The organism is Parasphingorhabdus sp., from assembly GCF_036568145.1.
In the GTDB taxonomy this organism is placed as follows: domain Bacteria; phylum Pseudomonadota; class Alphaproteobacteria; order Sphingomonadales; family Sphingomonadaceae; genus Parasphingorhabdus.
On record NZ_DATCTC010000034.1, the window covers coordinates 1 to 26,885 of the forward strand.

Here is a 26,885-nt window from a genome sequence, read left to right on the forward strand (position 1 = left end):
TCTCCTCCTGCTCGCCGGCGTAGCACTCGTCGCCGGTGCGATCGATGCGACGCGCCGGATGAGGCGGGCTATTGACCATTCTGCCAAGCAAGCCTGCGCCGTCAGCGGCCCATTGATATGACAATTGGATGGTCCGCCCCCACAGCAGCTTTGGCTACCGACCGCCGACCGCGGAAACAGCTTCGCCGCGATTGCCGCCTTCCTGTTCCGCTACACTCCACCTCCAGGCGACAATGGCAACGGAGGCAATACTGCAGTAACAACTATCCGACACCGGCAGAATGTGGCGATGACCTCCCAACCCCGGTCGAGGACATGCGCGGCGATAGCCCTGCCGAAGCCCGAAGAGGTGCCGGTGAGGAGAATATGGGACATTGCATTCTTCCTCGATGGATTAGGAGATACGTAGGCGGCTCGCCTTATGAAGCGCGGACGAAAAGCCCATATTTATGAACGCGGTCTTCGTGCTGTGCTTGGTGATACCATAGCTACCGGAGCGGTTCTGGAACGGGGTGGAGATGGAGGCGATCACTTCCGGACATGGTGTCGCCCTGCATCCCTCCGATCTTGCTGCCGGTAACACTAGCCCACCGGACCAGAGCAAGGCGGAAAACTCCAGACCCGAGCGGTCCAAGGTTGGGTAGCAGTGCACAAACTGCTTGGCTCTAATCCGGCCGGTGGAAACCAGGGGGACACGTCACTTGCGCCGGACTCCGGGCGAGTAGCCGTGACCCGCTCGATAATCTTGCCCAGTTACCCACTCGGCTCCTTGGCTGACGTCAATGACGTGGGAGCCGGCGGGTAAGGACTTCCACCACGGTCAGGCATGTAGCGACGTCAAAACTGGCATTGACCGCAAGAGTCGCGCATCCACGGCAATATCTGCGCCGCACCTCGAAAAACTTCACCCTAAGGTAAGCCTCTATCGTCGGCCTCCGAAGATTACCGAGACGAAGGAGATAGTTGTGATCGATATTAGGTATAAGATGGAAAGATGTCCTTCTTGCGCAATATCTAAGTAGGTTCTTCTATTCATAAGCATCTACCGATGCAGAGATAATATTAGTGGAGAGGTGTGCAATGATATTCTCCGATCACGTAAGTGCTCACGGCAGGGCGGCCCCATCGTTGGGGTTCATTGTCAACCCGGTTGCGGGGATGGGCGGGAGTGTCGGCTTGAAAGGCACGGATGGAGAGGCGATCGTCCGCGAGGCTATTCGTCGCGGGGCCTCCCCGCTGGCAGGGCAAAGAGCAGCTAAAGCGATCACCCGGTTAACCGCCTCTTTGCCGCAGGTGAATGTCTTGACCGTCGCCGGTCCAATGGGTGAGCAGGTAGCGCGCGAGGCGGGGATTGAACCCAGCGTGTTGAACCTTTCCCACGTAGGCTCGTCCACCAGCTCCGATACGCGCAAGGCCGCCCAATCCATGGCAGAATTGGGCGTCGACCTGATCCTCTTTGCAGGCGGCGATGGCACCGCACGCGATATACTTAGCGCGAGCCGCAATCAGGTGCCGATGTTGGGTGTGCCGGCGGGCGTGAAAATGCATTCCGCCGTCTTTGGCACTACGCCTGCCAACGCGGGTCAGCTCGCTGCCCTGTTCCTGGCTGGCAGCCCGCGCGCGCTCTTGCGCGACGCCGAAGTGATGGACTTGGATGAGGATGCGATCCGTGCCGGCACGGTTTCGGCGCAGCTTTATGGCTATGTGCGAAGCCCATTCGAGCGTCGCCTCGTACAGAATGCAAAAGCCGGCTCTGTCCCGGGAGAAAACGAGGCACTTAACGCGGTGGCGCGGCAAGTAGCCGAGGGCATGCGGGACGGCACGATCTACATACTTGGGCCAGGAACGACCACACGCCGCGTGGCAGACGCTCTTGGTATCCCGTCCACGCTGCTGGGTGTCGATGCAGTCCTGGACCGCAAGGTCATTGGTCTCGATCTCAATGAGCAGGCACTTTTGCGTATTATCGGCGGGCGGCAGGCCGAGATCCTCGTCAGCGTGCTCGGCGGGCAGGGCAGCCTGTTTGGGCGCGGCAACCAGCAGATCAGCGCTGAAGTGATCCGCAGGGTGGGACGCGACAGGATCAAGGTTATTTCGACTGCTGAGAAGCTGATCAGTTTGCCCTCAGGGGCGCTACAGGTCGACACCGGAGACCCCGAAATCGACACCATGCTGACGGGACATATCCCCGTCATCACCGGCCCTAACCGCACCATGTTGGTCAAGGTTCGGATCTGAAAACCGCTAACCAAGGAGTAATCTGTATGAGAGAAGTGTCAGCCCATCCCTATATGGCCAATTCGGTGCCGGAAATTCAGCAGAAGATGTTGGATTCGATCGGTGTCGCCACGGTTGAGGAACTGTTCGTACAGATCCCCCAGGATCATCGCCTTACGCGTCCGCTGGATCTCCCCCCGGCTCTGAGCGAGCGCGAATTGCGCCGCCATATAGAGGGGATTCTCGCCAAAAACAGCAGCACAGAGGTTAATCTAAATTTCATCGGCGCGGGTATGTGGCAGCACCATGTGCCCGCCGCCGTCGACGAGATCGTGCGCCGCAACGAGTGGCTTACTTCGATTTTCGGCGAGCCCAGTTCCGATCACGGACGCAACCAGGCGTGGTTCGAATTTTGCAGCCAGCTTGGAGAGTTGCTCAACTTCGATTTTGTTGGTTTGCCGGTGCGCAGTTGGGGCTCCGCTGCTGGCCACGCCATGCGCATGGCCTCGCGGCTTACCGGACGCAACGAGGTGGCGGTCGTGCGGGCCATCGATCCAGAGCGCTTGTCTGTAATCCGCAATTATTGCGAGCCGCCAGAGATGGAGCATCACATCGCGATCCGGCTGGTCGCCTACGATCCCGCAACCGGTCTGATCGACATGGACGATCTTCGCCAAGCCGTCACCGATCGCACCGCCGCCGTCTATTTCGAGGTGCCGTCCTATCTCGGAGTGATCGAGGATCAGGCTGCCGAGATTGCCACCATTGCCCGCGCGGCAGGTGCCGAGACGATTGTCGGCGTAGATCCGATCTCGCTCGGCGTGCTTGCTGCCCCGGCCGACTATGGCGCGGATCTGGTGGTCGGCACGATCCAGACACTAGGCGTCCATATGCATGCCGGTGGCGGCGTAGGCGGATTTATCGCCTCACGCGACGAACCGCGTTATGCCCAAGAGTATCCGACGCTGTTCATCAGCATCGCAGAAACGCTCAAGCCCGGCGAACATGGCTTTGGCCTCGGGCTGTTCCACCAGACTTCCTATGGCCTGCGGGACAAGGGCAACGACTGGACCGGTCACTCCGTCTACATGTGGGCGATCGCCGCCACCGCCTATATGGCAATGATGGGGCCGCAAGGCTTTGCTGATGTCGGCAAGCTGATCCTCCAGCGCGCCCATCATGCCGCGCAGCTCCTGTCCGGTATCAAGGGCGTGCGCGTCACATTTCCGTCCGGCTTCTTCAAAGAGTTCGTCGTCAATTTCGACGACACCGGCAAGAGCGTCGCCGATATCAATGATGCGCTGCGTGCCAAGGGCATCTTCGGCGGTCGGGATTTGTCCGGCGATTTCCCCGAACTCGGCCAGAGCGCACTCTATTGCGTAACCGAGATCCATACCCTGTCCGACATCGAGCGCCTCGCCGGCGCCCTCAAGGAGGTATTGTAAAATGAGCATCGAACTCAAGAAATATCAGGCACCGGTCTGGAATGAGCCGGTCATCATGGAAATGGGCCATCCCGGCCGCCGCGGCGTGCTGTTTCCGCAGGCCGAAGCTGCGATGCCCGACGGTATCGACGATGCTATCGAGCTGGTTCCGCCGGCGCTGCGCCGGGAGGACAAGCCCGCGCTGCCCGAAATGTCGGAGCCCGAAGTCCTCTACCATTATCTGCGGCTGTCGCAGCAGACACTGGGCATGATGGGGATCAGCCTGTTCGGTACCTGCACGATGAAATATAACCCGCAGATCAACGAGGCACTGGCATGGCGTCCGGAACTCACTGAACTCCACCCGCTCCAGCATGAGGACACCATGCAAGGCGCGCTGGAAATCGTGCACAATATGGACCTTATCCTGCGCGAGGTGTCCGGCATGGACCAGTTCGTGTTCCAGGCGGGTGGCGGGGCCGAAGCGGCCTTTACCAGTTGTGCGGTCATCCGCGCCTACCATGCCTCGCGAGGCGAGCTGGAACAGCGCGACGAGATCATCACCACGATCGCGACCCATCCGTGCAATCCGGCAACCGCCGCTGCTGCCGGGTTCAAGGTGATCACCCTGATGCTCGACGAAGATGGTTATCCGTCACTCGATGCCCTGAAGGACGCGGTGTCCAATCGCACCGCTGCGATCATGGTCAACAATCCCGACGACATGGGAGTCTATAATCCCGAAATTAAGGAGTGGATCCGCATCGTTCACGAGGCGGGCGGCCTCGCCTTCTACGACTCCGCTAACCTCAACGGCACCATGTCCAAGATCCGGGCGCGCGAGATCGGCTTCGATGCTTGTATGTTCATGCTGCACAAGACGTTCGGCGCACCCAAGAGCGGCGTCGGTGGTCCGGCGACCGGAGCCTATGGCTGCTCGGCGGAACTGGCACCCTTCCTTCCCGCGCCGCTGGTAAAGCGCGAGGGTGATCGCTACCGGCTCGATTACGACCGGCCGCAGAGCGTCGGCAAGATCCGTGAGTTCTGGGGTAATACCCAAGTGGTCCTGAAGGCATATGCTTGGGCACGTGCGATGGGAGCCGAAGGCATCGCACAGGCATCCGACATCTCGGTGCTAGGCAATAACTATATGGAAAAGGGGCTCCTCGCGATCCGCGGCGTCACCCGCTCGCAGCCCGATGCAAAGCTGCCCCGTCTCGAGATGACGCGCTACTCACTCGAGACGATGAAGGAGGAAACCGGGGTGGACGTCCATGACGTTCAGAACCGGATGTCCGACTTCGGCATCGATCCGATCTGGAGCAGTCACGAACCGTGGCTGGTGCCCGAACCCTTTACCCCGGAGGCCGGCGAGATGTACGGCAAGGAAGCGCTGGACCGCTGGATCGCGGTGCTCGCACGCATCTCCGACGAAGCCTATTCGACCCCGGAGATTGTCAAGACCTCGCCCCATAACCAGGCCACACATCGGCTGAAACCAGGCGAGACCGACGATCCTTCCAAGCGGGCGATGACCTGGCGTGCATTCCAGAAGAAGCGAGCGCAAGCGGCTTAGAGCAGATGGCGGCGGTGTGATGCGACACTGCATCCACCGCCGCCTTCCACGATCGAGGGCCGCAGCGAACCCACCGAGAAGTACGGACTCGCGAGGCATTTCCGGGGTTCCAACTGAAAGGCGATGTCGAGGGCGGTTCACGGTGAGACGTTCTGCCGGGCGGTGGGGACACGCCGGATGCCATCAGAATTGCGGAGTCCACCGCGTGCAGAGAGGCGCCGGCCGGAGTGCTCGCGTGTATATATTCTTTGAACCAATTTACTATCCGGTGGGATATAGAAAGGAATATCATGAGTTTTAGGGCTATTATGGAAGATTGGGCCGTTTTTGCTCAAGATGGTGAGGTGAGTATTGGTACTGTACGATTCGTCCAGTCCAACCGATTGCTTGCCTACATTGAGAATTATGGCGAGGTTATTCTCGACAAGACGGATGTTGCCTGGGCCAGTGAGGGCAAGGTCGTGCTGCAGCCGGGCTGCCTACCGCGAAAGGTCTTGGATGCCATCGCGCATGCCCATGATCAGGAGCTTGGGACCCGATAGCCAAGCGACACACCGCCCCTCGAGCGCTAACGGCCGCAATGACCCGGCTCATCATCCTGTCCCGCGACCTTCCGACGGAAGAGCGAGATCACTGCCCAGGTGCTGGCTCGATCATCTCAAGATGAGTGAACCTGAAGCCACTACTTGCCTTGAGGTCATTGCCGAGAAGGCGGTCAAAATCCGAATGTGCCAGCCATAGGGCGCCCGTCGATGGCAGCACTTGGCGCGAGGTCTATGACCGCCTGACCGCAGAAGACAACCACGTCACGGACGTGCAGATGTCGCATCGCGCAGGTTCGAGGTTCGACGTTCGAGGATGTCGAGAACGGTTACATGCTGTCAATGACAAAACCCGACGAAGTGGCCGATGTGATCCGGCAGGCTGCCGAAGCGGTTGAAAAATCGAACGCGGGGGATCGTTACTGCAGTGCGATAGACCGGACGGGATCGCGAACGGCCCGACGATAGTCGGTCGGACTCAAGCGCATGTGCTTGAGAAATACCCGGGCCAGGACCTGGTTCGACGAGTACCCAACCTCCAGTGCGATCTGCGTGACCGGAAGGTCCGTCTGTTCGAGGAGTTCGCAGGCTTTCTCCACCCTCAACCGCGTCAGGTAGACACGCGGCGGCACGCCGACGCTTTGCTTGAACATGCGGGCAAAATGGAACGGCGAGAGCCGTGCCTCGGCCGCCAGATCGTTGAGGCTTATGTCTTCCGACAGCCGCTCATGCATCAGTTCCAGACAGCGCCGCTCCGCCCACGGGGCAAGACCGCCTCTCGCCGGAGTGAACGGTGCTCCGCCCAAACGGCAAATCTCGGCTAGGATCTCGCAACCCGCCGCCTGGGACAGCAGCCGGGACGGCAAACCCCCTTCCTCACCACTCAACAGCCACAGTTTTCGGAGTGCTGATTGGATGGCGGGCGCCCTAAACGACCCTTTAGCACGTAGCAGGCCTTCCACGGTGAACGAGCCGTCGTTGGCATCATCGAGCACCTCTTTCCACTCGGCCATCGGAAAGGCCAAGCTGCGAAGCCGAAAGCTGATATCAACTCCGACGGTATTGGCGAAATTCGGCGGTGCGAAATACAAGTCGCCCCTTTCACTTCTCACATCGAAACATCCAGCTCCGAGATTGCCGACAAGTCGGCGCCCGCCGACCATATCCTCGCTCAGGACTAGATCTGGAAGTCCTGGACGGGACATAACTCCAGCGGGTCGGACTGAATCGAGCAAATCGAGAATCCTACCCGCGGATTTAATCGTGCGAATATTGTGGGCGCGGTCACCGGCAGTGTGCCATTGGGCAACGGATGAACAGGCAGGCACGGTCATTGCTGTGTCTCCTATTGAATTATCGTCTCCGCGATCTGCGCGCACGTCCCCAACTGGGCCGCCACCCCAGCGCGTCCGCTAATCTAGCCCCGTGGCAGCCTCCACAATACCTGCAGGACAAGCACGCGGGTGCGCGTTTTCGCGACCTATCGGGCCAAGCTCTGGTCTTCGCTCCGTGTGTTCGACAATTACATAGCAAATGGTCAGCGCTCCTGAAAGTCGCTCCTGCGCTTTCACCGCAAGATCGGCACCAATGCGACAGATTTAGCGCCGCAGGGCCCAAGAACGCTCGCTAAAGCTTAGTCACAGTGAAAGGCCCGGCACACAATGAGCAGTCGGTCCTGCGCGAATAGTGCTTCGGATCCCCCGTGGGAACCAATGCGCGAATAATTCTGATGCGGCTAGAAAAATCGTATCGTTCTGTCCCAGATCAGGAGGAGAGCAAAAGTGTCCGGCAAACTTGAAGTTCCGACCCCACAGAATTGCCAGATCATCTTTATCGACCACCAGCGGCAGATGGCGTTCGGAGTGCGGTCAATGAGCATTCCGGAGCCTACGGCATGGGCGTCGATTACGCCTATACCGTGTTTCACAAAGCGGAGGAGCGCGTGAAGCATGGCGTCCGGCTTGCTCCCGTAGCGGTCGGATCGGTGGCCGCCGCCGCTGAGTAATCATACGATGTGCCGGTCTCGACGGCCCTTGCCCCCAAGCCGTCTAGCCCCACCCGGCGCATCTGGCGGGCCTGCTCCACGCGGCAGGCCCGCCCCTTTCCTGAAGCCGGGGAGATGATCGCAGCAAGGACGCGAGAGATGCGCGAGACCCGATGGAACAGCTTGGCAGGCGCTGCGAGCGTCACCCGCCGGCAGGTCACGAAATCTGGCACCGCGCTCGGCGTGCTCGCCCTTTCTGCGCCTGGCTGGTTGCGCGTGCAATTTGACGAGGAGAACAGCATGACCGACACGATCATCACCAATGCGCGGGTAACGACGCTTGACCTCGCCGAGCCCAAGACCCACGTGATCGACGCCGGGGGACGGCGCGTGATGCCGGGTCTGAACGACAGCCATACCCATCACATTCGCGGCGGTCTCAACTACAATATGGAGCTGCGGTGGGAGGGCGTGCCCTCGGTTGCCGACGCGCTCCGCATGCTGAAAGAGCAGGCTGCACGCACACCGGCACCGCAATGGGTGCGGGTTGTCGGCGGCTGGTCTGAGTTCCAGTTCACCGAACGGCGCATGCCGACACTGGAGGAGATCTGGATCATCCCCGAAGCACAAGACATCGCTCCGGGATACGAGCACAAGCACTTTCCGCGTGAGAGGATGGAAGGTCGCCTGCGTCTCAACGGCGACGAGTTGAGCGAGGGTGACAGTGCCAAGATCGAGTGCGAGCGGGTGATCGAGTTCGACACCGATCACCGGGCCGAGATCCTGCTCTTGGAGCTCACATAGCCGATGCGCGCGCTTCGATACATCGGCTGCCTCGCCTTGCTTGTTGCTGCCGCGCCCTCTGCGAAGGCTGAGGAGGTGTGCCGCCTTGAACCTGCTAAGCTGCGCTTCGACGATAACTATGAGTGCTTCCGTCAGTCCGAGAACCGGAAAGGTTTGCCCGCAGCCTTCAAGTTCATTCCGATCGACCAGAATGGGCAGGCTTTCCTCAGTCTCGGTGGAGAGGTGCGCCAGCGTTACGAATACACCCGCGAACCTCTTTTTGGCGCAGATCTCCAGGACGAGTCCGGCGTCTGGCTTCAGCGCTATACGTTTCATGGCGACCTCAATCTTGGGCCGCACGTCCGCGTATTCGGGCAACTGTCGAGCGCGCTCGAGACCGGCCGCGCGGGTGGGCCGAATCCGGTTGAAGAGAATGAGCTCACACTGCAAAACGCTTTCGTCGACCTCAGCCTCCCGCTTGGGACTGACACGGCCCTGACCCTGCGCAGCGGACGACAGGAGCTGATGTTCGGCTCAGGCCGGCTGGTGGACGTACGCGAGGGCCCGAACGTGCGCCGCACCTTCGATGCGGCGCGTGCAACTGTCGAATTTCCTGGCTGGCGAATCGATGTGCTCGCGGCTCAGCCGCGCCGCCCTCGTCCTGGGATATTCGATGACGAGTCAAACGAAGAGCAGGCGCTATGGGGCGTCTATGCCGTCGGTGAAGACTGGCTGCCCTTCGGCGCGATCGATCTCTACTACCTCGTTTACCAGAACGATGCCGGCGCGTTCGCGCAAGGGACGGCACGTGAACGCCGTCACTCGATCGGCGCGCGTTTCCATGGCGGCAAGGGTGGATGGGACTGGAACTGGGAGGCAATCTACCAGTTCGGCAGCTTCGGCGACGGTACCATCTCGGCCTGGTCGATCGCCAGCGAGACCGGCTTTGCGTTCGAGGACAGGCCATGGCGGCCGCGGATCGGGCTCAGCGCCAATATCGCGAGCGGCGACGACGATCCGGCCGACGCCGAGCTCGGTACCTTCAACCCGCTGTTCCCGCGCGGCAACTACTTCTCTCAAGCTGCAGTGCTCGGCCCGCGCAACTTCTTCAACTTTCATCCATTCGTGACCGTACGGCCCGCGGACACTTGGTCACTAACCGCCGACATGAATCTCTACTGGCGACTGAACAAAAATGACGGTGTCTACGCGCCCGCGGGCCAACTGATCCGTCAGCCGTCCGGCAGGAACAAGCGTTTCGTCGGCTCAGCTGTCTCGCTCACCTCGGAATACGCCCTTGCCGAGAATCTGATCCTCACTGCGATCTATTCGCATTTTTTCGCGGGTGACTTCATCCGCGCGACCGCCCCGTCGGAAGACATCGATTTTTTTGAGCTGACATTTCAGTTCAAGTTCTGACCGCGAAAGGAGCAAGCACTTACCATGACAAAACGCAAAGAACTATTCCCTACAAATCGCCATGCCCTCATTTTGCGCTCGAAACGCATCATCAGGAGATCGCTAATTACATCCGGGATTTTCTCCAAACTATCCGGAATTTGTGATCAAACGCGGCAGGAGTAATATTCTGTCGGAAGCGGGTTAACGGGAATGATCTTATATAATTAAAGCTGTTCAGACTCAAAGGAGATACCAATGCGAATAGTTCAAATTTCTGATTTCGGAGGACCCGAGGTTCTCAATATCATAACGGCCCCAGATCCTGAGCCAGGCCCCGGTGAGGTACTAGTTAGGGTACGGGCTACGTCGGTGAACCCAGTTGATATTCAACTGAGACGTGGGGATTATTCTGACGGGGTGAATTTACCCGCCAGGATCGGCGTCGATGTGGCAGGGGTCATTGCCAAAGTCGGGCCAGGAGTTTCGCGGTTCGCAGTGGGTGATGAAGTATTCTATGTCCCGAGGTTGTTAGAGAACGAGGGCAGCTATGCTGACTTCCACGTCGAACAAGAAGCTATCGTCGCCAAGAAACCTTACTCGCTCACCTTCGCCCAAGCTGCTGCACTTCCTCTGGCAGCAGGCACGGCCTGGGAATGCCTTATTGAACGCGCTCAGTTGCAAGCCGGGCAGCGCGTCCTGGTTCATGGAGGCTCGGGCGGCGTAGGAGTCTATGCCTTGCAAATCGCTTCCGGAGCTGGCGCTTTCGTTGCCACGACGTGCCGGAGTGAAAACTTCGATATGGTCAGAAACCTGGGCGCACATGCCTGTTTCGATTATCGCGAACCGGATTTATACACTGGTCTCGCAAGCGACCCAAGGGAGAAGTTCGATGTTATCCTAGATACGGTCGGTGGTAATACGATAGAAAACAGCCTGACTTTGCTCAAGCCCTTTGGCAAAGTCGTGTCGATTGTCGATCAATCGACACCGCAAAATCTTATTTCTGGATGGGCCGTCAACGGGAGTGTCCATTTCGTGTTTACGACCCAAAGCGCCGCGAGACTTGAACGACTACGCGACTTTGTGGATTCTGGCCTATTAAAACCGGTGATCGAAAGGGAGTATACGCTCGATGAAGTAGTGGAAGCGCACCGAGCAATCGAACGTGGCCAAAGATCGGGCAAGATCGTTCTGACTACTGAGTGACCCGCTTTGGGCTGAGAAATATTTGAGATAAAATGGTCTGAGCCCGAAGTTTCTGCCCGCTTCGAGTAGAGCCTTGGGCTGCGTCGATGCCCTTGCTCGCACGTGATGGCAACAGCCGGGTTGCCGGTTGATCCGTAACAGGAAGGAGATGATCCAATGACCAATGAAGACGCACGCTAAGTAAAGCGTAAATTACGGATAATCCTAGCCTTCCAGCGCGGCTTGATCTTGCCGCTCGCTTTCCAGATCATCGGTGACGGGCCGCCCTTCCCTCACCCATTGCCCCCGGCCCGTCATCACTCGCTTGAATCTGGAGATCCCGTTGATGCCGCCTAGGTCGCGGCACCCATTAAAAGAGCAAACTTACCGGAGCCGATTAGCAGGCGGGTCCGCCAGCTTATTCATCCTGCAAAATCCATGACTTGCCTCAAATGTAGGGAACCTTTCTCAGGTTCGTGCATTATTTTTCCGGGTATTGAGGAGGGCAGCTTTGTCAGCGTATGATATATGACAAAATATCGCGGTTCAAAAGTCGAGGGCGTTTGTTGCCAATACAGGACAGGTGGGTGACAGCTTGTTAAATTTTCTGCCCGAAACAAAACCTGCCGGCTTTTCAGTGCGCAAAGCCTTCCCGCTCCTGCTGCACAAACATTTGGGATTGAGCGCGCTCGCCATCGCTCTCGCTGCTAATGGTACGGCGAGCGCCTATGCTCAGGAGGCGCAACCTGAAATCCAGCCTGACCAGGCGGAAGCTGCTCCCATTATTGATGATGAGGAGTTTGACAGAACCATACCGTCGATCGATCCCGCCATTGATAGCGGTGAGCCTATGGGCAGCGTCGAGGATTGGGAGGCGGAACAGCAGCGTCTTGAGGAAAAAGCCCGGCAGGAAGACGTCGAGGATGGAGTATCCGGACTTCCCGCTCTACAGGACCGCAATCCTTCCGAATTACTTGCCGACCCGCCTGTCAATGACCCGGAAATAGATGACCCGCTAACCCCCCTTGAAAGTTTCGACGTCGAGCCATTTGACGAAAGTCGATATACCGAAGAAGCGGAGTCCATCGATTCCACCGCTTTGCGATATGATTACCGGATTGAGGGTTTGGATACTCTGGCGGACGACAGCAATATATATCCGGCTGACAAAGATGACATACGCTCACGCTTTAAGGAATTATCGGTCCTTGAGGATGGCGATGGCAAGGCTACGAACGGCGCAATGATCTCCGCGCGTCTGGAAGAGGACCAGCAACTCCTGATCGACATTCTTCAGGGGCAGGGATATTATGATGCGACAGTCAATGGCTCTGTCGAACTGCCAGAGGAAGAAGGCGCACGCGTCGCGGTTATTTTGACCGTCAGTCCCGGACCGCGCTATAATTTCGGTTCGATCAAGTTCGACGCCCCGCCAGTCATTCCAGCCGACCTGATCGAAAAAAGCTTCGTTCCAAAAATTGGTGAACCGATTGTAGCCGAGCGCGTGCTTGCCGCCGAGGCGAATATCGCGGTGCAACTTCCGCAGCAGGGCTACCCATTTGCCGAAATAGGGCAGCGTGACATATTGCTTGATCCGGAATTGATAACCGGTGACTACACATTGCCCGTAACGCCCGGTCCACGCAGCAGTTTCGGGGATATTGTTACATCAGGCACAACCGCGTTTGATGCAGACCATATTGATGTTCTGGCGCGCTTTGAAAAGGGCGATTTATACGATAGCCGAAAAGTTGATGATCTTAGACAGGCGCTGGTGGCAACCGGACTGTTTTCTCTGGTTTCCGTGAAGCCGCAGCAGACGGGTGAAGCCGCGCCGGACTCCACTGAATATACTACGCTCATGGTCGATCAGGAAGCCGGGCCGCCGCGCACGATTTCGGGTGAAGCCGGATATGGTACGGGTCAGGGATTAAGGGTTGAAGGGAAATGGACCCACCGCAACCTTTTTCCTCCCGAAGGCGCGCTTATTGCAAGCGGAATAGCAGGGACGGCGGAACAGGGTGCGTCCCTCACCTTCCGCCGGTCCAACGCTGGCCGCCGTGATCGTACGGTCGACTTAGCCCTTGTCGCCTTGCACAGCGATTACGAGGCATTCGAGGCATTCACCGGCGGCCTGAGCGGGCGTATTTCTTATCAGAGCACACCGATCTGGCAAAAGAAACTCACCTATAGTCTTGGCTTTGAAATACTCGCTACCAATGAAAAAGATTATAATTTTGATGCTGGGTCAAGGGAGAGCAGAACCTATTATGTCGCCGCCCTGCCCAGCCAAGTGACTTTTGACAAATCCAACGACTTGCTCAATCCGACCGAAGGTTTTCGTATCACTGCCAAGCTGTCTCCGGAGGCATCACTCGGCAGCGGGACGCAACTTTATGGCCGCGGGCTACTGGAGGCGACGGGCTATTATCCGGCAGGAGATAATCTGGTACTGGCTGGCAGAGCGAGAATTGGTTCCATCATGGGAGCGGATCGCGAACTCATCGCACCGTCACGGCGCTTTTATGCCGGTGGCGGCGGATCGGTTCGTGGTTTCGGTTATCAGGAGCTTGGCCCCAAGGACCCGGACGACCGGCCGATAGGTGGTCGCAGTCTGGTCGAGGGTGCCGCAGAGGTTCGTTATAGATTTGGCAATTATGGTATAGTGGGCTTTGTGGATGCGGGACAGGTTTACACCAGTTCGACACCCGGATTTGACGATCTGCGCTTTGGTGTCGGCGTTGGTGGCCGGTTTTATACCAATTTCGGCCCATTAAGGCTGGATGTTGCGACACCGATAAACCGGCAGCCCGGGGAATCGCGCATATCCATCTATGTTTCCATCGGACAGGCATTTTAACATGGCTGATGAACAAACAGTTGAAGGTGAATATAACGAACGGACTCAATGGAGCTGGCCCAAGCGGATAGGTGTGGTTGCGGGCGCGCTATTAGCGCTTCTGCTGGTTGTGCTTGCCGGTGCATATTTCTGGGCGGATACCGATAGCGGCAAGCGTTTTGTTATCAACCAGATCGAAGCATTGGAATTTGAAAATGGCATGACGTTTGAAGTCGGTGCCATTGAAGGCTCAATCCATGATCAGATGAAATTACGCAATCTTGCCATTCGTGATCCGCAAGGCGTGTTTTTGTCTGCGGCCGAGGTTGCCGTTGATTGGCGCCCGCTGGCTTTTATATGGAGCCATGTCGATGTCCGGTCGCTGAAAATTCCGACTGCCCGCCTGTACCGGCTTCCCGCATTTAAAGAAACGCCGCCGACGAACGATCCTCTGCTTCCTGATCTCGACATTGATATTGGCACATTCGAACTGGGTCGCCTGAATATTGACCCGCCGGTAACGGGACAAAGGCATGTCGTTTCCCTAACCGGAAATGTCCATATTGCAGACCGCCGGGCGGTGGTAGATGCAAATGGAAGTGCGCTTGCCGGCATTAATGTCGCTGGCGGGGATAAATTCACGCTCAAACTGGACGCAACGCCCGAACAAAACCGGTTGGATGTTGCGCTGAACCTCAATGCGCCGGAAAATGGATTGATCGCGGCGCTCAGCGGGATAGCGAAGCCGATGCAATTGGCGATCAATGGCAAAGGCGACTGGGAGAAATGGGACGGTAAATTGAGCGGCACTAGTGGTGGTGCAATGCTCTCTGATGTCGATCTTACTGCCCGTCATGGTGCATTTACAGCCACCGGCGAGATGCGACCCGGATTATTGCTGGCAGGGTCTGCACAAAATCTGTTCGAGCCCGTCACGACTATTGATTTCAAAACGATTGCGGAAGAACGCCGGTTCCAGTTGGACGGATCAATCGCCAGCGATAATTTCGTGCTGGAAGCAGACGGGCTTGTCGATCTCGGCACTAACCGGATGCGCGATCTGGCGGTTGAGTTCCGGTTGCTGAAACCCGGCACAATTGCGAAAAATCTCAATGGTGCGGGAATTGTCGCGCAGGCAACTCTCAACGGCGACTTTACCTCACCGGAACTGGCCTATATTGTCAACGCCGCGCGCATAGGATTTGATGAAACCACGATTATCGGGCTGCGGGCCAGTGGTAGTGCGAAAATGGATGAGGAAGGCTGGCTCATTCCTCTGGAAGCACGTGCAAGGCAGATTGGCGGACTTAATGCGGCGGCGGGCCAGTTGCTGACCAATGTCCGGCTGAATGGCGATCTGGCTTATGCCAATGGACGGATATTATCGGACAATATCAAAATCCGTTCTGACCGGATTGATGCGACGGCCATTGTGCTCGCTGACATGAATGAGGGCATCTATACCGGGGCTCTGAAAGGCCGGGTCAATGATTACCGGATAGACAGTGTTGGTGTGTTCAACCTTCAAACGGATGTTGATCTGGAAAGTGCGCGTGATGGTGGCTTCCGTCTTGCGGGGCGGGTGCGGGCGCGGTCGAGCCGGATATTTAATGACGGCGTTCGCGATTTCCTTGGCGGTAATTCGTTGATCGTTGCCGATGTGAGTTATGGAAGCGATGGAGTCGCCCGTGTAGATAGTCTGAATGTAGCCGCGCCTGCGTTCCGGCTGACCAGTGGCAGTGGAAGCTATACGGCGGATGGCGGCATTAATTTTACAGCGCGCGGAGTCTCGGACCAATATGGTCCGCTGGGCGTGGATGTATCGGGCAGCGTTACCCGCCCCGTGGCACGTATTGCCGCCGCCCGGCCGGGGCTTGGAGTTGGACTGCAAAATGTTGTGGCCACCGTGCGCGGTAGCGACAAGGGATATGCGGTGATAGCGGACGGCGAGAGCGATTACGGTGCGCTTGATGCCAATGTTGATATTCTCGCCGGGAGCGGCCCGCTCACCATAGCCCTGAATGAAGGGACCAGCTTTGCAGGTGTGGGCCTGACGGGTCAGATCAGGCAGACGTCAGCAGGCCCGTTCGCAGGGCAACTGGCGGCCAAGGGTTCCGGCATTAATGGCAATGTTATGCTGTCGTCATCAAGCGGCAAACAACGTGCCCTTATTGATGCCACCGCGCAGGATGCCACCCTGCCCGGCCCTGCCAATTTGATGATCGGGCGTGCGATTATTGATGCCGATATCATTCTTTATGACAGCCCTCACGTGATTGCCGATGTGCAGCTTGCCAATATGCGCATGAACCAGCTTGAAATCGCTTCGGCGCGGACGAAGATAGACTATCGCGATGGTCAGGGTTCAGCAAAACTCATGGCAGAGGGGCGCAACGGCTTTCCGTTCCGCATAGCGGCCAATTCGGTTTTGCAACCCGACCTTTGGCGTGTCGCGCTTGATGGGCGAGCCAATGGAATTGACTTCAAAACCCGTAATCCGGCGCAGATAATCCCCGAAAATGGTGGTTATACATTAAAGCCCGCAACCATTGATCTGTCGAAAGGCAGCATCCAGCTTGCCGGAGAATATGGCGAGGGTATGAATATCCAGAGCCGTTTGGAAAATGTCGATCTTGCGCTTATCAACCCCATCATGCCAGGACTTGGCCTTGGCGGTCAGGCAACCGGGAGCCTCGATTTCGCGCAAAGTTCGCCCAGCGTTTTTCCGCGTGCCGATGCCCGGTTGAAGATCAATAATTTCACGAGGACCAGCCTTGCTGCGCGATCCCAACCGGTGGATATTCATCTGGTCGGACGGCTTCTTGCCGATGGCGGCAATGCTCGGGTAATAATCCGCCGCCGGGGCGCGGCGATTGGGCGGATGCACGTTAACCTGAGACCGCTTTCCCCCGAAGCGGGGCCATGGACAACCCGGTTGCTTGCCGCTCCGCTGAGTGGCGGATTGCGCTATAATGGGCCTGCGGATACATTATTCTCGCTGGCCGCTCTGCCGGACCAAAGCCTGAAAGGCGCTATTGGTGTTGCAGCCGATTTCTCCGGAAGGGTCCAGCGGCCCCAACTAACCGGTGTCGTGCGCGCCAACAATCTGGTTTACCAGAACGAGCAATACGGTACGCGGCTGACGAATATGAAAGTCAGCGGGCGGTTTACCAATGACCGGCTAGAGGTTGAAACGCTTACCGCAAATGCGGGCGACGGGACGGTTAGCGGAAGCGGTTTTGTTTCGCTGAGCTCCGCTGAGGGCTTTCCCGTGCAACTCGCCCTCGACCTTGACAATGCACAGCTTGCCACCGGTTCAGACCTCGCCACTGCTGCGACCGGGCAGTTGCGGGTGATTAACAGTTTGAGCGAACCTGCCACCATCTCTGGCAGGTTAAGCCTGCCTGAAACCCGCTATAAAATCGTTTATGAAGGCTCTGCAAAAGTCGCGAAACTGACCGGAGTGCGGCGCAAACCTCCAACGGGCCGCAAGCGGATAACCGGCGACGCTGAACCTATATCCGGTGTTCCGCAGGATTGGCTTCTGGATATTGATCTTGTCGCCGACAACAAAATCTTTGTTAGCGGCATGGGCCTCAATTCCGAATGGTCTGCGGACATACATATTGGCGGCACAACCGGTAATCCGCGGATTGAGGGAGCCATCAATCTGGTGCGCGGCGACCTTGATTTTGCAGGCCGCTCATTTGAATTGCAAGAAGGACGCCTGCGTTTTGACGGCGGTGCTCTTAGCAATCCGACTATCGCTCTTGTCGCATCGGGTGAGGCCGATGATGTGACCGTCAATGTGAATGTCAGCGGCACCGGAGAGAATCCGGATATCGCGTTTTCCTCTACCCCTAACCTGCCGCAGGACGAGATTATGTCGCGTATCCTGTTCGGCAATTCCATAGGTGAGCTGTCCACAATTCAGGCTGTTCAACTGGCGGCTTCGCTGAACAGTTTAAGCGGCGGTAGCGGCGGTCTTAATCCGCTTGGCGTGCTACAACAATCGTCGGGTATCGACCGGCTGCGCATATTGGATTCCGATGAAGAAACAGGACGCGGCACATCGCTTGCCGCCGGCCAGTATATTTCCAATGATGTCTATGTAGAAATTATAACCGATGCACGCGGTCATACGGCAACCCAGATTGAAATCAGCCTGACCAAGGCGCTTTCGGTGCTCAGTCAGGTCGGCAGCTTTGGCGGCTCCACAGCCAACCTGCGCTATCGCAAGGATTATTGATGCGTTTCGGCTTTGTCTTGCTTGCCGTTTTTACGCTGCTATCCGCCTGCCAGCAGGAGCCGGACTTTGAAGAGCGTTATAAGGAGCAAAGCGAAATCTTGGAAGAACAGGGCCGGTTGATCGAGAAATCCGTGGAGCATCGCTTGAAAGCCGCAGAAGAAGCGGCAACTGCTTTGGGTCAGGACGAAAATATTGAACCGTCAAGGAGCATTCAGGATCAATGAGCGACGAAAGCGCCGACAAACTGCCCGACGATGTTCCCGGATCATCCGCCCGCACTCCCTTGCATATACCGCTGAAAGGATGGTGGACGATTATCAAGCGCGTCTATGTGATGAACGATTTCCATAATCTGCCTTTGCTCGCCGCCGGGGTAGCATTTTATGCGTTTCTTGCCTTTGTTCCGCTCATCGCTGTTATCGTTCTTTTATATGGGCTGATCGGTGATCCGAAAGCTGTTGGGGCCAGCCTCAACCTGATCTCCGGATTCGTCCCGCCGGAGGTGCTGAGCATATTACGCGAACAATTGTTACAGATCGTGACCACCAGCAAAGCCGCTCAGGGTATTGGTCTTGCGCTCGCGTTACTGCTTTCCACTTATGGTGCAATGCGGGCGGCAAGCGCGATTATGAAAGCGTTGAATATTATCTATGAAGAGCATGAAACGCGCAACATCCTGGTAACGACCGGAGTGGCGGCCGCGATAACCCTTGGCATGGTCGGGGTGGCGCTGGTCGGCATAAGCGCCATTTCGGTTTTCAGCTATATACGCAATTTCCTGTCCGGCTATCTGGGCGGATCGACTTTGACACTGATCCAGATATTAACCTGGGTTGTGGCTGGTGCACTTGTCAGTTTCTCCTTCGCGATATTTTTCCGTTTCGCTCCTGACCGGCGTGCTGCCAAATGGCGGTGGCTGTCCATGGGTTCTGTCGTGTCCACATTATTATGGGTCGCTGTCACTCTCGGGTTCGGATTCTATGTATCGAATGTGAGCGATTATAACGCCACCTATGGATCTCTGGCCGCGGTGGTGATTTTCCTGATGTGGCTGTTTTTATCTGCTTATTCGGTTCTGATTGGTGCGGAGATAAATGCCGAAGCCGAACGGCAGACATTTCAGGATTCAACCGTTGGCAGGGATCGCCCGTTGGGACAGCGCGGAGCGGTTATGGCTGATAATGTCGTCCTTAATGAAGCAAGCAGGAAAATCCTGGAAAAGCAGCAGCGACGACGGGCAAACCGGGCTGCCCGCAAGGCGTCGGGATAAAAGTCGTCGGGATAAAAGACAAAGCTGCATGAATATGCATAACCCTATGGTGCAGCCAGTAAATCTCTGCGATATTAGCACTTCTTATTGATTGCCGGAAAGGAATGGCAATGACAGACACGGCCTGCATATTTGATAATCCGCGTAATTGCTGGGCCGTTGAAAAAGCGGACAAGGCTTCTGTCATCATTGATGCGGAGGAATATTTCCGTCATCTGCGTCAGGCGATGAAAAAAGCGCAGCGCAGGATTATTCTGGTCGGTTGGGATTTTGATGCGCGGGTCGAGATGCATGACACAGAGCAGGAGCCAGAGGGGCCATTGGAAATTGGCCATTATGTGGACTGGCTTATCAAGCGGAACCCGCAGCTTCAGATATATATTTTGCGGTGGGATACTGGTGCAATCAAATCCATATTTCGCGGCAAGACAATAATCACCCTGACCCGCTGGCGCTTTAATCCGCGCATCCATTTGAAATTGGATGGCAAGCACCCGATTGGTGCTGCACAGCATCAAAAGCTGGTGGTTGTAGACGAGGATACGGCCTTTTGCGGCGGGATAGATATTACGGACAATCGCTGGGACACGCGGTCACATCGCGAAGTTCAGCCGCAACGGATACAGCCCAATAATGATGATGCCGGCCCATGGCATGATGCCGCTATGGCTGTTCAGGGACCAGTGGCGAAAAAGCTTGCCGAATTTGCGGTTAAACGATGGAAAGTCGCTGGCGGAACAAAAATGATAGAAACAACGACCGCAGATTGCTGGCCGGGCGAACTGGAACCTGATTTCCGGAATGTCAATGTTGCCATAGCCCGCACCCAGCCCGAAACTGACGATCAGGAAGCCATATCCGAGATTGAACAGCTTTATATCGACATGATCGCCAGTGCGGAAAAATTTGTTTACGCGGAGAGCCAGTATTTTGCTTCGGGCAAGATTGCCGCAGCCATTGCAGCGCGCCTGCGGGAGAAAGACGGCCCGGAAATTGTTGTCGTAAATCCTGTGGGTTCCGAAGGATGGCTGGAGCCAGAGGTTATGGACACAAAGCGCGCGCAGTTCATCAGTGCGCTTATGGATGTCGATCATGAAAATCGCTTCCGGGTATTCCATGCGCTCAACGAAGCAGGTAGCCCAATCTATATCCATGCGAAACTCGTGATTGTCGATGACCGGATCATCAGGGTGGGGTCATCCAATATCAACAACCGCTCGTTGGGTTTCGACACGGAATGTGATCTGGCGATTGATGCGGGAAGCAGTGGAAATAAAAAAGATCGCGAGCGAATAGCAAGCATACGCAATGACTTGTTAGCGGAGCATCTGGGAACCGGTATCGAGGAAATCGAGGAAACGCTCGCCCGAACAGGGTCGTTGATCAAAACAATCGAGCAATGCCGTTCAAACGGAACCACTTTGCGTGATTACCGATTACCAGAGCTTGACGACCTTCGTGAATGGGTCGCTGATCATAGCTTGCTCGATCCTAACAGTGCTGATGAGAATTTCGCAGGATTACAAGGAAAGCGGAAATGGCTAAATAGGTTCTGGAAGCGCCGCTAGATAGCCCTGCCCTCCATGATCAGCCGCCCCCATGGCCACAGCCGGATTACTGAGATAAGGTTCCCTGCATGAGTGAAACGATTCGTATAAGCGGGCGCTTGGTCGCCGCAGCACGGGCTTTGGCTGGTGTTAGCCAGGCGGATTTCGCTGAAGCAAGCGGCCTTTCTGCTGAAACCCTGAACCAGCTTGAGCTTGGTGGTAGTTCCTGGATCAAATCCGAAAATGATGTCGAGGCCGTCAAACGGGGGCTGGACCATTTTGGAGTGGTTGTTCTGGAAGAATCGCACGATATGGGCGCGGGCGTCAGGCTGAAATTCACGCGCGCGGACGTAAGGCAAATCTCTCGCCTGGAAGGTGAAGGCGGGATGATCGGATCTGACGACGCGCCTTGAAGTCACGGTTATCCGGGATAAGCACTTTCCATCATACCGGATACGGTCTTTCAATCGGCGTTGAAGTAACAGCGGAACCTGACACCGACCGAATCAAATTCAATTTTCGGCCTGTCCTTCATGGTTGAAGCCAACGCACGTTCAATCAAATTCGTTCCAAATCCACGTGATTGCGGCGTCGAAACTTCCGGGCCTCCACTCTCGGCCCATGTGAATTGCAATGCACGCGAATCCCCATAAGATGTAAATTCCCAGCTTATCGAGATACAGCCCTTTTCATTCGAGAGTGCGCCATATTTCACGGCATTTGTACCCAGCTCATTGATCGCCAGCGATAGTGCCAGTGCAGGACGCGGGGGCAATATATGTTCCGGGCCGGTCGCAGTGATCCGCGAACTTTCTATTCCGCCAAACGGGTGGACAGCCTGTTTGACAACGGCCTTTATATTGGATCCTGCCCAATGATCCGAAACCAACAGGTCATGCGAGCGGCTAAGCGTATGCAGGCGCTCCATAAATGCATCTTTGCCCTGTGTATCTTTCGGTAAAGACATGCTTGCAATGGACTGCACAATGGCCAGCGTATTCTTGATCCGGTGGTTTAACTCCCCAGTCATGATCTCAAGATCATGCTGATATTCCTTGATCTCGGTTATGTCTTCCACAACCGTGATGTAGAATAATATTTTTCCGGTTTCATCCTTGAGCGCGGATATGGTCAGGTTAACCCAGATAGTCTCGCCATTTTTACAATAATAGCGTTTCTCTACACTATAACCGTCCCGGTCTCCGTTATTGAGCTGGTGAAATTGATCGGCATCAATATCTTGATCTTCCGGATGCGTGATGTCCCGGAACGTCATGTTTAACAGCTCTTCGCGGTCATATCCCGTGATGGTGCAGAGTTTCTGGTTTACGCGGATGAAACTGCCGTCCAGTCCGACATGCAACATTCCCATTGCTGCATTTTCGAACGTGCTGGCCAGCAACGCCCTTTCTCTGGCCAGCCTGCTCTGGTTCCTTCTTTCTTCAACCAGGCTGCGGGCCTCAATAACTGTTCCAATAACCTGTCCGCTTTCGGTGATCGGGCTCGCGGTATAGGCGACAGGGTAAAATGTTCCGTCGCTATGGACGAAAATATCCTCCCCCTGCTCCCGTTGTTTTGCGGGGAAAGCGCTGTGGACGTGGCAATCCTCCAGAAGGCAGGGATTGCCACCTGGCATGATACGATGAATCACGTCATGCAATGGCTTCCCGGTAAGCTCTTGCAGGCCATAGCCGGTCATTTCTTCCCCGGCCGGATTGATATAAATACAATGCTGATTGGAATCCAATACGAACAGTGCCGCATTGGCATTATTGCATATCGCCCTCAATGATGCGGCGATGTTATGTTCGCTTAATGGCATGAGGTAAACTATCCACGAATCAGGGACTTGGCAAACAAAATAAGATCAAGTCCTGCGCTACACAGAGGGGTATTTTAGGTCTGTTTGTGCCTCGATATGACGCATGGTCAGAAAAAGATTCCCTCGGTGAAAAATTTACAAATATTGCGGAACGAATTTTGGCCAATGGTGTTGATAGAGTGTGACGGTGGTTCATCGCCCTCCCCCCTCCCGATGGACTGAGCCACCGTCACAACTTTCCCGATAGAGAAAGGACCCTGAAACCATGCAGAATGACACAGAACGAGCTAGTGAAGTTATTGCCAGTGATCGTGTAGAAGGAACTGCCGTTTACGGCGCCGATAATAATAAAATGGGAACTGTTGACAAACTGTTGATTGGAAAGCGCAATGGTCAAGTGACCGACGCGGTACTCTCAATCGGCGGTTTTCTTGGAATAGGCGACGAGAAACACAGCATTCCATGGTCAAAGCTACACTATGACACTGAGCTTGGCGGTTATAAACTCGACGTAGACGAGGAGCAGATCAAGAATGCCCCCCGTTTTGATGCAGAGGATACTGACCGCGTTTATGATCGTGAGTATCAGACGCGCGTCTACGACTATTGGACAGCCACCCCTCACTGGTAATATCAATCTATGATATAAAAAAAGGTCCGGGAGATGCATTCCCCGGACCTTTTTTGTGCCTGAAACCTATGAACTGGCTTAAAGGCGAAGCCTATTGCTGCTTCACAGGTCTGGTATTGGAGCTTAGATAGCTCGCATAACCTTCTGTGAAAGAGGATAAAACGCTGGCTGCTTCTTCATTGGCATAGGATGTGGCTTCTGCCTCGCTACTGCCAAATTCCAGTTCGTCCTTCTTGATCGCCGCAATCATTGCATTACGCTCTTCAGCACAAGCTGTTTCGGCAGCTTTTCTGAACGCCGCTCGTGCTGTTTTCTGGTCAAGATGGGTAACTGTAAAGTCGGTAAGGCAATTGGAATAATTAACCCTGCTTACTTCCGCATCAACCATGGCTGTGCTTGCAGCAGTTAAGAGGGCGAGGCCATATAATATAGACATAAAATCCTCCTGGATATGATGAAGCATTATATCATGGTTTGACAGTTTTGTGCTATGAAAAACATAGTCGCATAAGAAGGCAATAGAGCGATATAAGGCCCGGAAATTGCCTATTTTTTACCAAATAATCCTTACATATGTAGAACACGTTCATAAGCGTCGAGGACACTTTCATGCATCATCTCGCTCAGCGTCGGGTGCGGGAAGACAGTGTGCATCAATTCTGTTTCGGTGGTTTCCAGCGTTTTTCCGATGGTATAACCCTGAATTAGCTCGGTCACTTCCGAACCGATCATATGCGCGCCCAGCAGTTCGCCGGTTTTGGCATCAAACACGGTTTTGACAAAACCTTCGGTTTCGCCCAGCGCAATCGCCTTGCCATTGCCGATAAACGGGAAATTACCCACCTTGACGTCATGGCCCGCTGCCTTTGCCTTTGCCTCGGTCAGGCCAACACTGGCGATTTGCGGGTGGCAATAGGTGCAGCCGGGAATATTGTTGGGGTCCATCGGATGGGGATGGCCACCTTTACCCATGTCTGCGGCGATCGCTTCTGCTGCAATGACGCCTTCATGACTGGCCTTATGCGCCAGCCACGGTCCGCCGGTAACATCGCCAATGGCATAAATACCTTCAACATTGGTCCGGCACATCCCGTCGGTTTTGATATGGAAACGCTCGTCCGGTTCGATACCAAGCTCGTCCAGCCCCACAGTCTCGACATTGGGCTGGATACCCACGGCGACAATGACATGGCTGAAATCATAGGATTTCGCTTCACCCTTGCTATCCGCAATCTCTGCCTTGACGCCTTTGTCCGACGTTTCGATGCTTTTGACACCGGCGCCGGTCATGATTGTCATTCCCTGCTTTTTCAAAGACTTCTCAAGGAACTTTGAGATTTCTTCATCTTCAACCGGAACGATGCGGTCCATCATTTCGACCACGGTCACATCTGCGCCCATGTCATTATAAAAGCTCGCAAACTCGATGCCGATCGCGCCGGAACCGATAACCAGCAGCTTCTTTGGCATTTCCGGTGGCGTCATGGCGTGACGATAGGTCCAGATGCGCTTTCCGTCAGCTTTGGCAAAGGGCAGATCCCGTGCCCGTGCGCCGGTGGCGATAATGATATTCTTTGCGGCAAGCTCTTCCTCACCCTTGTCGGTCTTGACTGTGACCTTGCCTTTTTCGCTGATCTTGCCATCGCCCATGATGACATCGATCTTGTTCTTCTTCATCAGGTGCGTGACGCCCTGGTTAAGCTGTTTCGCCACGCCGCGGGAGCGTTTGACCACCGCGTCAATATCCGCGCTGATATTCTCCGCCGCCAGACCATAATCCGCCGCCCGTTTCATATTGTGGTACACTTCCGCCGAGCGCAGCAAAGCCTTGGTCGGAATACAGCCCCAGTTGAGGCAGATACCGCCCAGATTTTCCCGCTCCACAATCGCGGTTTTAAGGCCGAGTTGCGATGCACGGATCGCGGCGACATAGCCGCCGGGGCCGGAACCGAGAACGATGAGGTCGTAAGATTTATCAGTCATATTTGTCTTCCAAGATTTAATTTATCCGCACGAATAGGTTGCTGTGCCAAGCCACCGGTGCATCAGTAACAGTGCAACGAGGCATGTCGGCAATTTCTATCAGGCCAGCATTCCCAGCGGGTTTTCAACGGTTTCCTTGAACGCTTTCATAAACGCAGCGCCCGTGGCGCCGTCTATCGCGCGGTGGTCGAAGCTGCCTGTGACGGCCATGATCGTGGCGATCTGAACGCTGTCATCTATCACAACCGGTTTCTTGATACCGGCGCTGATCGCCAGGATCATTCCGTGCGGCGGGTTGATAACCGCATCAAAAGTCGTCACGCCGAACATACCCATGTTGGACAGGCTGGCCGTACCGCCCTGATATTCGTGCATCTTGAGCTTGCCGGCCTTGGCCCGCTCGGCAAGGTCTTTCATTTCGGTGGCGATGACGCTCAGCGATTTTGTGTCCGCGCTGGTAATGATCGGAGTGATCAAGCCGCCGGGGATGCTGACCGCAACGGCAATATCGGCGCGATGGTAGTGGATCATGGCGTCATCGGTAAAGCTGACATTGCTGTCCGGCGCCTGCATCAGCGCGACCGCCTGCGCCTTGATCATCAAGTCATTGACAGACAGCTTGATGCCGCGCGGTTCCAGTGAAGCGTTGAGCTCACTCCGCAGTTTCAGAAGCTTGTCGATATTGACGTCAATGCTGACCCGGTAATGCGGGATGGTCTGTTTCGCTTCGGTCAGGCGGCGAGCGATGGTTTTACGCATGCCGGACAGTTTTTCTGAGCTATGCGGTATTTCAAAATCATCAGCCGCTGGCTGAGCGCTTGCCTGTGCGGCGGCGGGGGCCGGTGTGGGGGCTGCGGCTTCGCTTTTGGCTGGCGCCGTTCCGCCTTCGGCTGCATCAATGTCGGCTTTAACAATTCTGCCACCGGGGCCTGATCCTTTCAGAGAGGACAGATCCACGCCTTTTTCTTCCGCAAGGCGCCGTGCCAGCGGGCTGACCTTGATACGATCTCCGTCGGAGGCCGGGGCTTCCTTTGCGGCGGGAGCTTGCTTAGGTGCTTCTTCCTTCTTCGGTTCAGATTCGGATTTTTCGTCTGATTTCTCCGGAGCCGGTTTTTCCTCTTTCGCCTGCTTCGGTTTCTCGCCACCTTCTTTGGCATTGGCAGCGGCGTCAACATCCTCGCCTTCTTCGGCGATAATGGCGATCACATCACCGACTTTGACTTTATCGGTCCCCTCGGCAACGACGATTTTTGCAATCGTGCCTTCATCGACCGCTTCAAATTCCATGGTCGCCTTGTCCGTTTCGATTTCCGCCAGTAAATCCCCGGAAGCGACCTTATCCCCTTCTTTCACAAGCCATTTGGCAAGCGTCCCTTCCTCCATGGTTGGTGATAGAGCTGGCATTTGAAGATTGATTGGCATGGAGAGAAAA

The 26,885-nt window shown here is 55.8% G+C and carries 21 protein-coding genes and 1 pseudogene; 16 read left to right on the forward strand and 6 right to left on the reverse strand.

The genetic code is table 11. From position 1 onward, the window contains the following. The first annotated feature begins 1,065 nt into the window (after nucleotides 1-1,065). From VIN76_RS13930 to VIN76_RS13945, 4 genes are all read left to right on the forward strand, one after another. Nucleotides 1,066-2,238, forward strand: coding sequence for an ATP-NAD kinase family protein (locus tag VIN76_RS13930; protein WP_332042472.1), 1,173 nt, complete (start codon nucleotides 1,066-1,068; stop codon nucleotides 2,236-2,238). A gap of 26 nt (nucleotides 2,239-2,264) precedes the next feature. Then, nucleotides 2,265-3,662, forward strand: coding sequence for an aminomethyl-transferring glycine dehydrogenase subunit GcvPA (gcvPA, locus tag VIN76_RS13935; protein WP_332042473.1), 1,398 nt, complete (start codon nucleotides 2,265-2,267; stop codon nucleotides 3,660-3,662). Nucleotide 3,663: 1 nt separating this feature from the next. Next, nucleotides 3,664-5,217, forward strand: coding sequence for an aminomethyl-transferring glycine dehydrogenase subunit GcvPB (gcvPB, locus tag VIN76_RS13940; RefSeq protein ID WP_332042474.1), 1,554 nt, complete (start codon nucleotides 3,664-3,666; stop codon nucleotides 5,215-5,217). Between the two features lie 290 nt (nucleotides 5,218-5,507). Continuing rightward, the gene (locus tag VIN76_RS13945) at nucleotides 5,508-5,759 is read left to right on the forward strand and encodes a hypothetical protein (RefSeq protein ID WP_332042475.1); all 252 of its coding nucleotides are present in this window, start codon (nucleotides 5,508-5,510) and stop codon (nucleotides 5,757-5,759) included. A gap of 88 nt (nucleotides 5,760-5,847) precedes the next feature. Here VIN76_RS13945 and VIN76_RS16285 read toward each other — a convergent pair whose 3' ends face one another. Together VIN76_RS16285 and VIN76_RS13950 are read right to left on the reverse strand one after the other, a co-directional pair. Then, nucleotides 5,848-5,979, reverse strand: a complete 132-nt coding sequence (locus VIN76_RS16285; RefSeq protein WP_414696372.1) for a DUF4260 family protein — start codon at nucleotides 5,977-5,979, stop codon at nucleotides 5,848-5,850. A 199-nt stretch (nucleotides 5,980-6,178) separates the two neighbouring features. After that, complete coding sequence (locus VIN76_RS13950) at nucleotides 6,179-6,850, reverse strand: AraC family transcriptional regulator (protein ID WP_332042476.1); 672 nt, start codon at nucleotides 6,848-6,850, stop codon at nucleotides 6,179-6,181. A gap of 725 nt (nucleotides 6,851-7,575) precedes the next feature. Here VIN76_RS13950 and VIN76_RS13955 point away from each other — a divergent pair. From VIN76_RS13955 to VIN76_RS14005, 11 genes and pseudogenes are all read left to right on the forward strand, one after another. Beyond that, nucleotides 7,576-7,764, forward strand: coding sequence for a hypothetical protein (locus VIN76_RS13955; protein WP_332042477.1), 189 nt, complete (start codon nucleotides 7,576-7,578; stop codon nucleotides 7,762-7,764). Between the two features lie 279 nt (nucleotides 7,765-8,043). Next, nucleotides 8,044-8,352 (forward strand): annotated as a pseudogene (locus tag VIN76_RS13960) (amidohydrolase family protein); the annotation flags it as partial. A 66-nt stretch (nucleotides 8,353-8,418) separates the two neighbouring features. Continuing rightward, nucleotides 8,419-8,547 carry a hypothetical protein gene (locus VIN76_RS13965; RefSeq protein WP_332042503.1) on the forward strand — a complete coding sequence of 43 codons (129 nt, stop codon included), beginning with the start codon at nucleotides 8,419-8,421 and terminating at the stop codon, nucleotides 8,545-8,547. Nucleotides 8,548-8,550: 3 nt separating this feature from the next. Then, entirely contained in the window at nucleotides 8,551-9,945 is a 1,395-nt protein-coding gene (locus VIN76_RS13970) for an alginate export family protein (protein WP_332042478.1), read from the forward strand. Between the two features lie 237 nt (nucleotides 9,946-10,182). Continuing rightward, a complete protein-coding gene (locus tag VIN76_RS13975; RefSeq protein WP_332042479.1) occupies nucleotides 10,183-11,133 on the forward strand; it encodes a zinc-binding dehydrogenase in 951 nt (316 codons plus the stop codon). A 574-nt stretch (nucleotides 11,134-11,707) separates the two neighbouring features. Then, entirely contained in the window at nucleotides 11,708-13,972 is a 2,265-nt protein-coding gene (locus tag VIN76_RS13980; RefSeq protein WP_332042480.1) for an autotransporter assembly complex protein TamA, read from the forward strand. Nucleotide 13,973: 1 nt separating this feature from the next. Continuing rightward, nucleotides 13,974-18,200 (forward strand): translocation/assembly module TamB domain-containing protein, encoded by a 4,227-nt coding sequence (locus VIN76_RS13985; RefSeq protein ID WP_332042481.1) that lies wholly within the window; start codon nucleotides 13,974-13,976, stop codon nucleotides 18,198-18,200. Further along, nucleotides 18,200-18,424, forward strand: a complete 225-nt coding sequence (locus VIN76_RS13990) for a hypothetical protein (protein WP_332042482.1) — start codon at nucleotides 18,200-18,202, stop codon at nucleotides 18,422-18,424. Before VIN76_RS13985 ends, VIN76_RS13990 begins: the two co-directional genes overlap by 1 nt. Beyond that, nucleotides 18,421-19,470, forward strand: coding sequence for a YihY/virulence factor BrkB family protein (locus VIN76_RS13995; RefSeq protein ID WP_332042483.1), 1,050 nt, complete (start codon nucleotides 18,421-18,423; stop codon nucleotides 19,468-19,470). Before VIN76_RS13990 ends, VIN76_RS13995 begins: the two co-directional genes overlap by 4 nt. A 110-nt stretch (nucleotides 19,471-19,580) precedes the next feature. Then, the gene (locus VIN76_RS14000) at nucleotides 19,581-21,038 is read left to right on the forward strand and encodes a phospholipase D-like domain-containing protein (RefSeq protein ID WP_332042484.1); all 1,458 of its coding nucleotides are present in this window, start codon (nucleotides 19,581-19,583) and stop codon (nucleotides 21,036-21,038) included. Between the two features lie 68 nt (nucleotides 21,039-21,106). Then, nucleotides 21,107-21,430, forward strand: a complete 324-nt coding sequence (locus VIN76_RS14005) for a helix-turn-helix domain-containing protein (RefSeq protein WP_332042485.1) — start codon at nucleotides 21,107-21,109, stop codon at nucleotides 21,428-21,430. Nucleotides 21,431-21,480: 50 nt separating this feature from the next. Here VIN76_RS14005 and VIN76_RS14010 read toward each other — a convergent pair whose 3' ends face one another. Next, nucleotides 21,481-22,839, reverse strand: coding sequence for a PAS domain S-box protein (locus tag VIN76_RS14010; protein WP_332042486.1), 1,359 nt, complete (start codon nucleotides 22,837-22,839; stop codon nucleotides 21,481-21,483). 265 nt (nucleotides 22,840-23,104) lie between these two features. Between VIN76_RS14010 and VIN76_RS14015 the strand changes: the two genes are divergently transcribed. After that, nucleotides 23,105-23,470: a PRC-barrel domain-containing protein gene (locus VIN76_RS14015; protein ID WP_332042487.1), complete on the forward strand. Its 366-nt coding sequence runs from the start codon at nucleotides 23,105-23,107 to the stop codon at nucleotides 23,468-23,470. 91 nt (nucleotides 23,471-23,561) lie between these two features. Here VIN76_RS14015 and VIN76_RS14020 read toward each other — a convergent pair whose 3' ends face one another. From VIN76_RS14020 to VIN76_RS14030, 3 genes are all read right to left on the reverse strand, one after another. Then, nucleotides 23,562-23,906: a hypothetical protein gene (locus VIN76_RS14020; protein ID WP_332042488.1), complete on the reverse strand. Its 345-nt coding sequence runs from the start codon at nucleotides 23,904-23,906 to the stop codon at nucleotides 23,562-23,564. 131 nt (nucleotides 23,907-24,037) lie between these two features. Then, complete coding sequence (gene lpdA, locus VIN76_RS14025; protein ID WP_332042489.1) at nucleotides 24,038-25,453, reverse strand: dihydrolipoyl dehydrogenase; 1,416 nt, start codon at nucleotides 25,451-25,453, stop codon at nucleotides 24,038-24,040. Nucleotides 25,454-25,552: 99 nt separating this feature from the next. Further along, nucleotides 25,553-26,875, reverse strand: a complete 1,323-nt coding sequence (locus VIN76_RS14030; protein ID WP_332042490.1) for a pyruvate dehydrogenase complex dihydrolipoamide acetyltransferase — start codon at nucleotides 26,873-26,875, stop codon at nucleotides 25,553-25,555. Between the last annotated feature and the right edge of the window lie 10 nt (nucleotides 26,876-26,885).

What these genes read in the sequence shown, in the direction of transcription:
- gcvPA (WP_332042473.1), top strand. Translation starts at nt 2,265, where the DNA reads ATGAGAGAAGTGTCAGCCCATCCCTATATGGCCAATTCGGTGCCGGAA.
- gcvPB (WP_332042474.1), top strand. Translation starts at nt 3,664, where the DNA reads ATGAGCATCGAACTCAAGAAATATCAGGCACCGGTCTGGAATGAGCCG.
- VIN76_RS13945 (WP_332042475.1), top strand. Translation starts at nt 5,508, where the DNA reads ATGAGTTTTAGGGCTATTATGGAAGATTGGGCCGTTTTTGCTCAAGAT.
- VIN76_RS13965 (WP_332042503.1), top strand. Translation starts at nt 8,419, where the DNA reads ATGGAAGGTCGCCTGCGTCTCAACGGCGACGAGTTGAGCGAGGGTGAC.
- VIN76_RS13970 (WP_332042478.1), top strand. Translation starts at nt 8,551, where the DNA reads ATGCGCGCGCTTCGATACATCGGCTGCCTCGCCTTGCTTGTTGCTGCC.
- VIN76_RS13975 (WP_332042479.1), top strand. Translation starts at nt 10,183, where the DNA reads ATGCGAATAGTTCAAATTTCTGATTTCGGAGGACCCGAGGTTCTCAAT.
- VIN76_RS13985 (WP_332042481.1), top strand. Translation starts at nt 13,974, where the DNA reads ATGGCTGATGAACAAACAGTTGAAGGTGAATATAACGAACGGACTCAA.
- VIN76_RS13990 (WP_332042482.1), top strand. Translation starts at nt 18,200, where the DNA reads ATGCGTTTCGGCTTTGTCTTGCTTGCCGTTTTTACGCTGCTATCCGCC.
- VIN76_RS13995 (WP_332042483.1), top strand. Translation starts at nt 18,421, where the DNA reads ATGAGCGACGAAAGCGCCGACAAACTGCCCGACGATGTTCCCGGATCA.
- VIN76_RS14000 (WP_332042484.1), top strand. Translation starts at nt 19,581, where the DNA reads ATGACAGACACGGCCTGCATATTTGATAATCCGCGTAATTGCTGGGCC.
- VIN76_RS14005 (WP_332042485.1), top strand. Translation starts at nt 21,107, where the DNA reads ATGAGTGAAACGATTCGTATAAGCGGGCGCTTGGTCGCCGCAGCACGG.
- VIN76_RS14010 (WP_332042486.1), bottom strand. Translation starts at nt 22,839, where the DNA reads ATGCCATTAAGCGAACATAACATCGCCGCATCATTGAGGGCGATATGC.
- VIN76_RS14015 (WP_332042487.1), top strand. Translation starts at nt 23,105, where the DNA reads ATGCAGAATGACACAGAACGAGCTAGTGAAGTTATTGCCAGTGATCGT.
- VIN76_RS14020 (WP_332042488.1), bottom strand. Translation starts at nt 23,906, where the DNA reads ATGTCTATATTATATGGCCTCGCCCTCTTAACTGCTGCAAGCACAGCC.
- lpdA (WP_332042489.1), bottom strand. Translation starts at nt 25,453, where the DNA reads ATGACTGATAAATCTTACGACCTCATCGTTCTCGGTTCCGGCCCCGGC.
- VIN76_RS14030 (WP_332042490.1), bottom strand. Translation starts at nt 26,875, where the DNA reads ATGCCAATCAATCTTCAAATGCCAGCTCTATCACCAACCATGGAGGAA.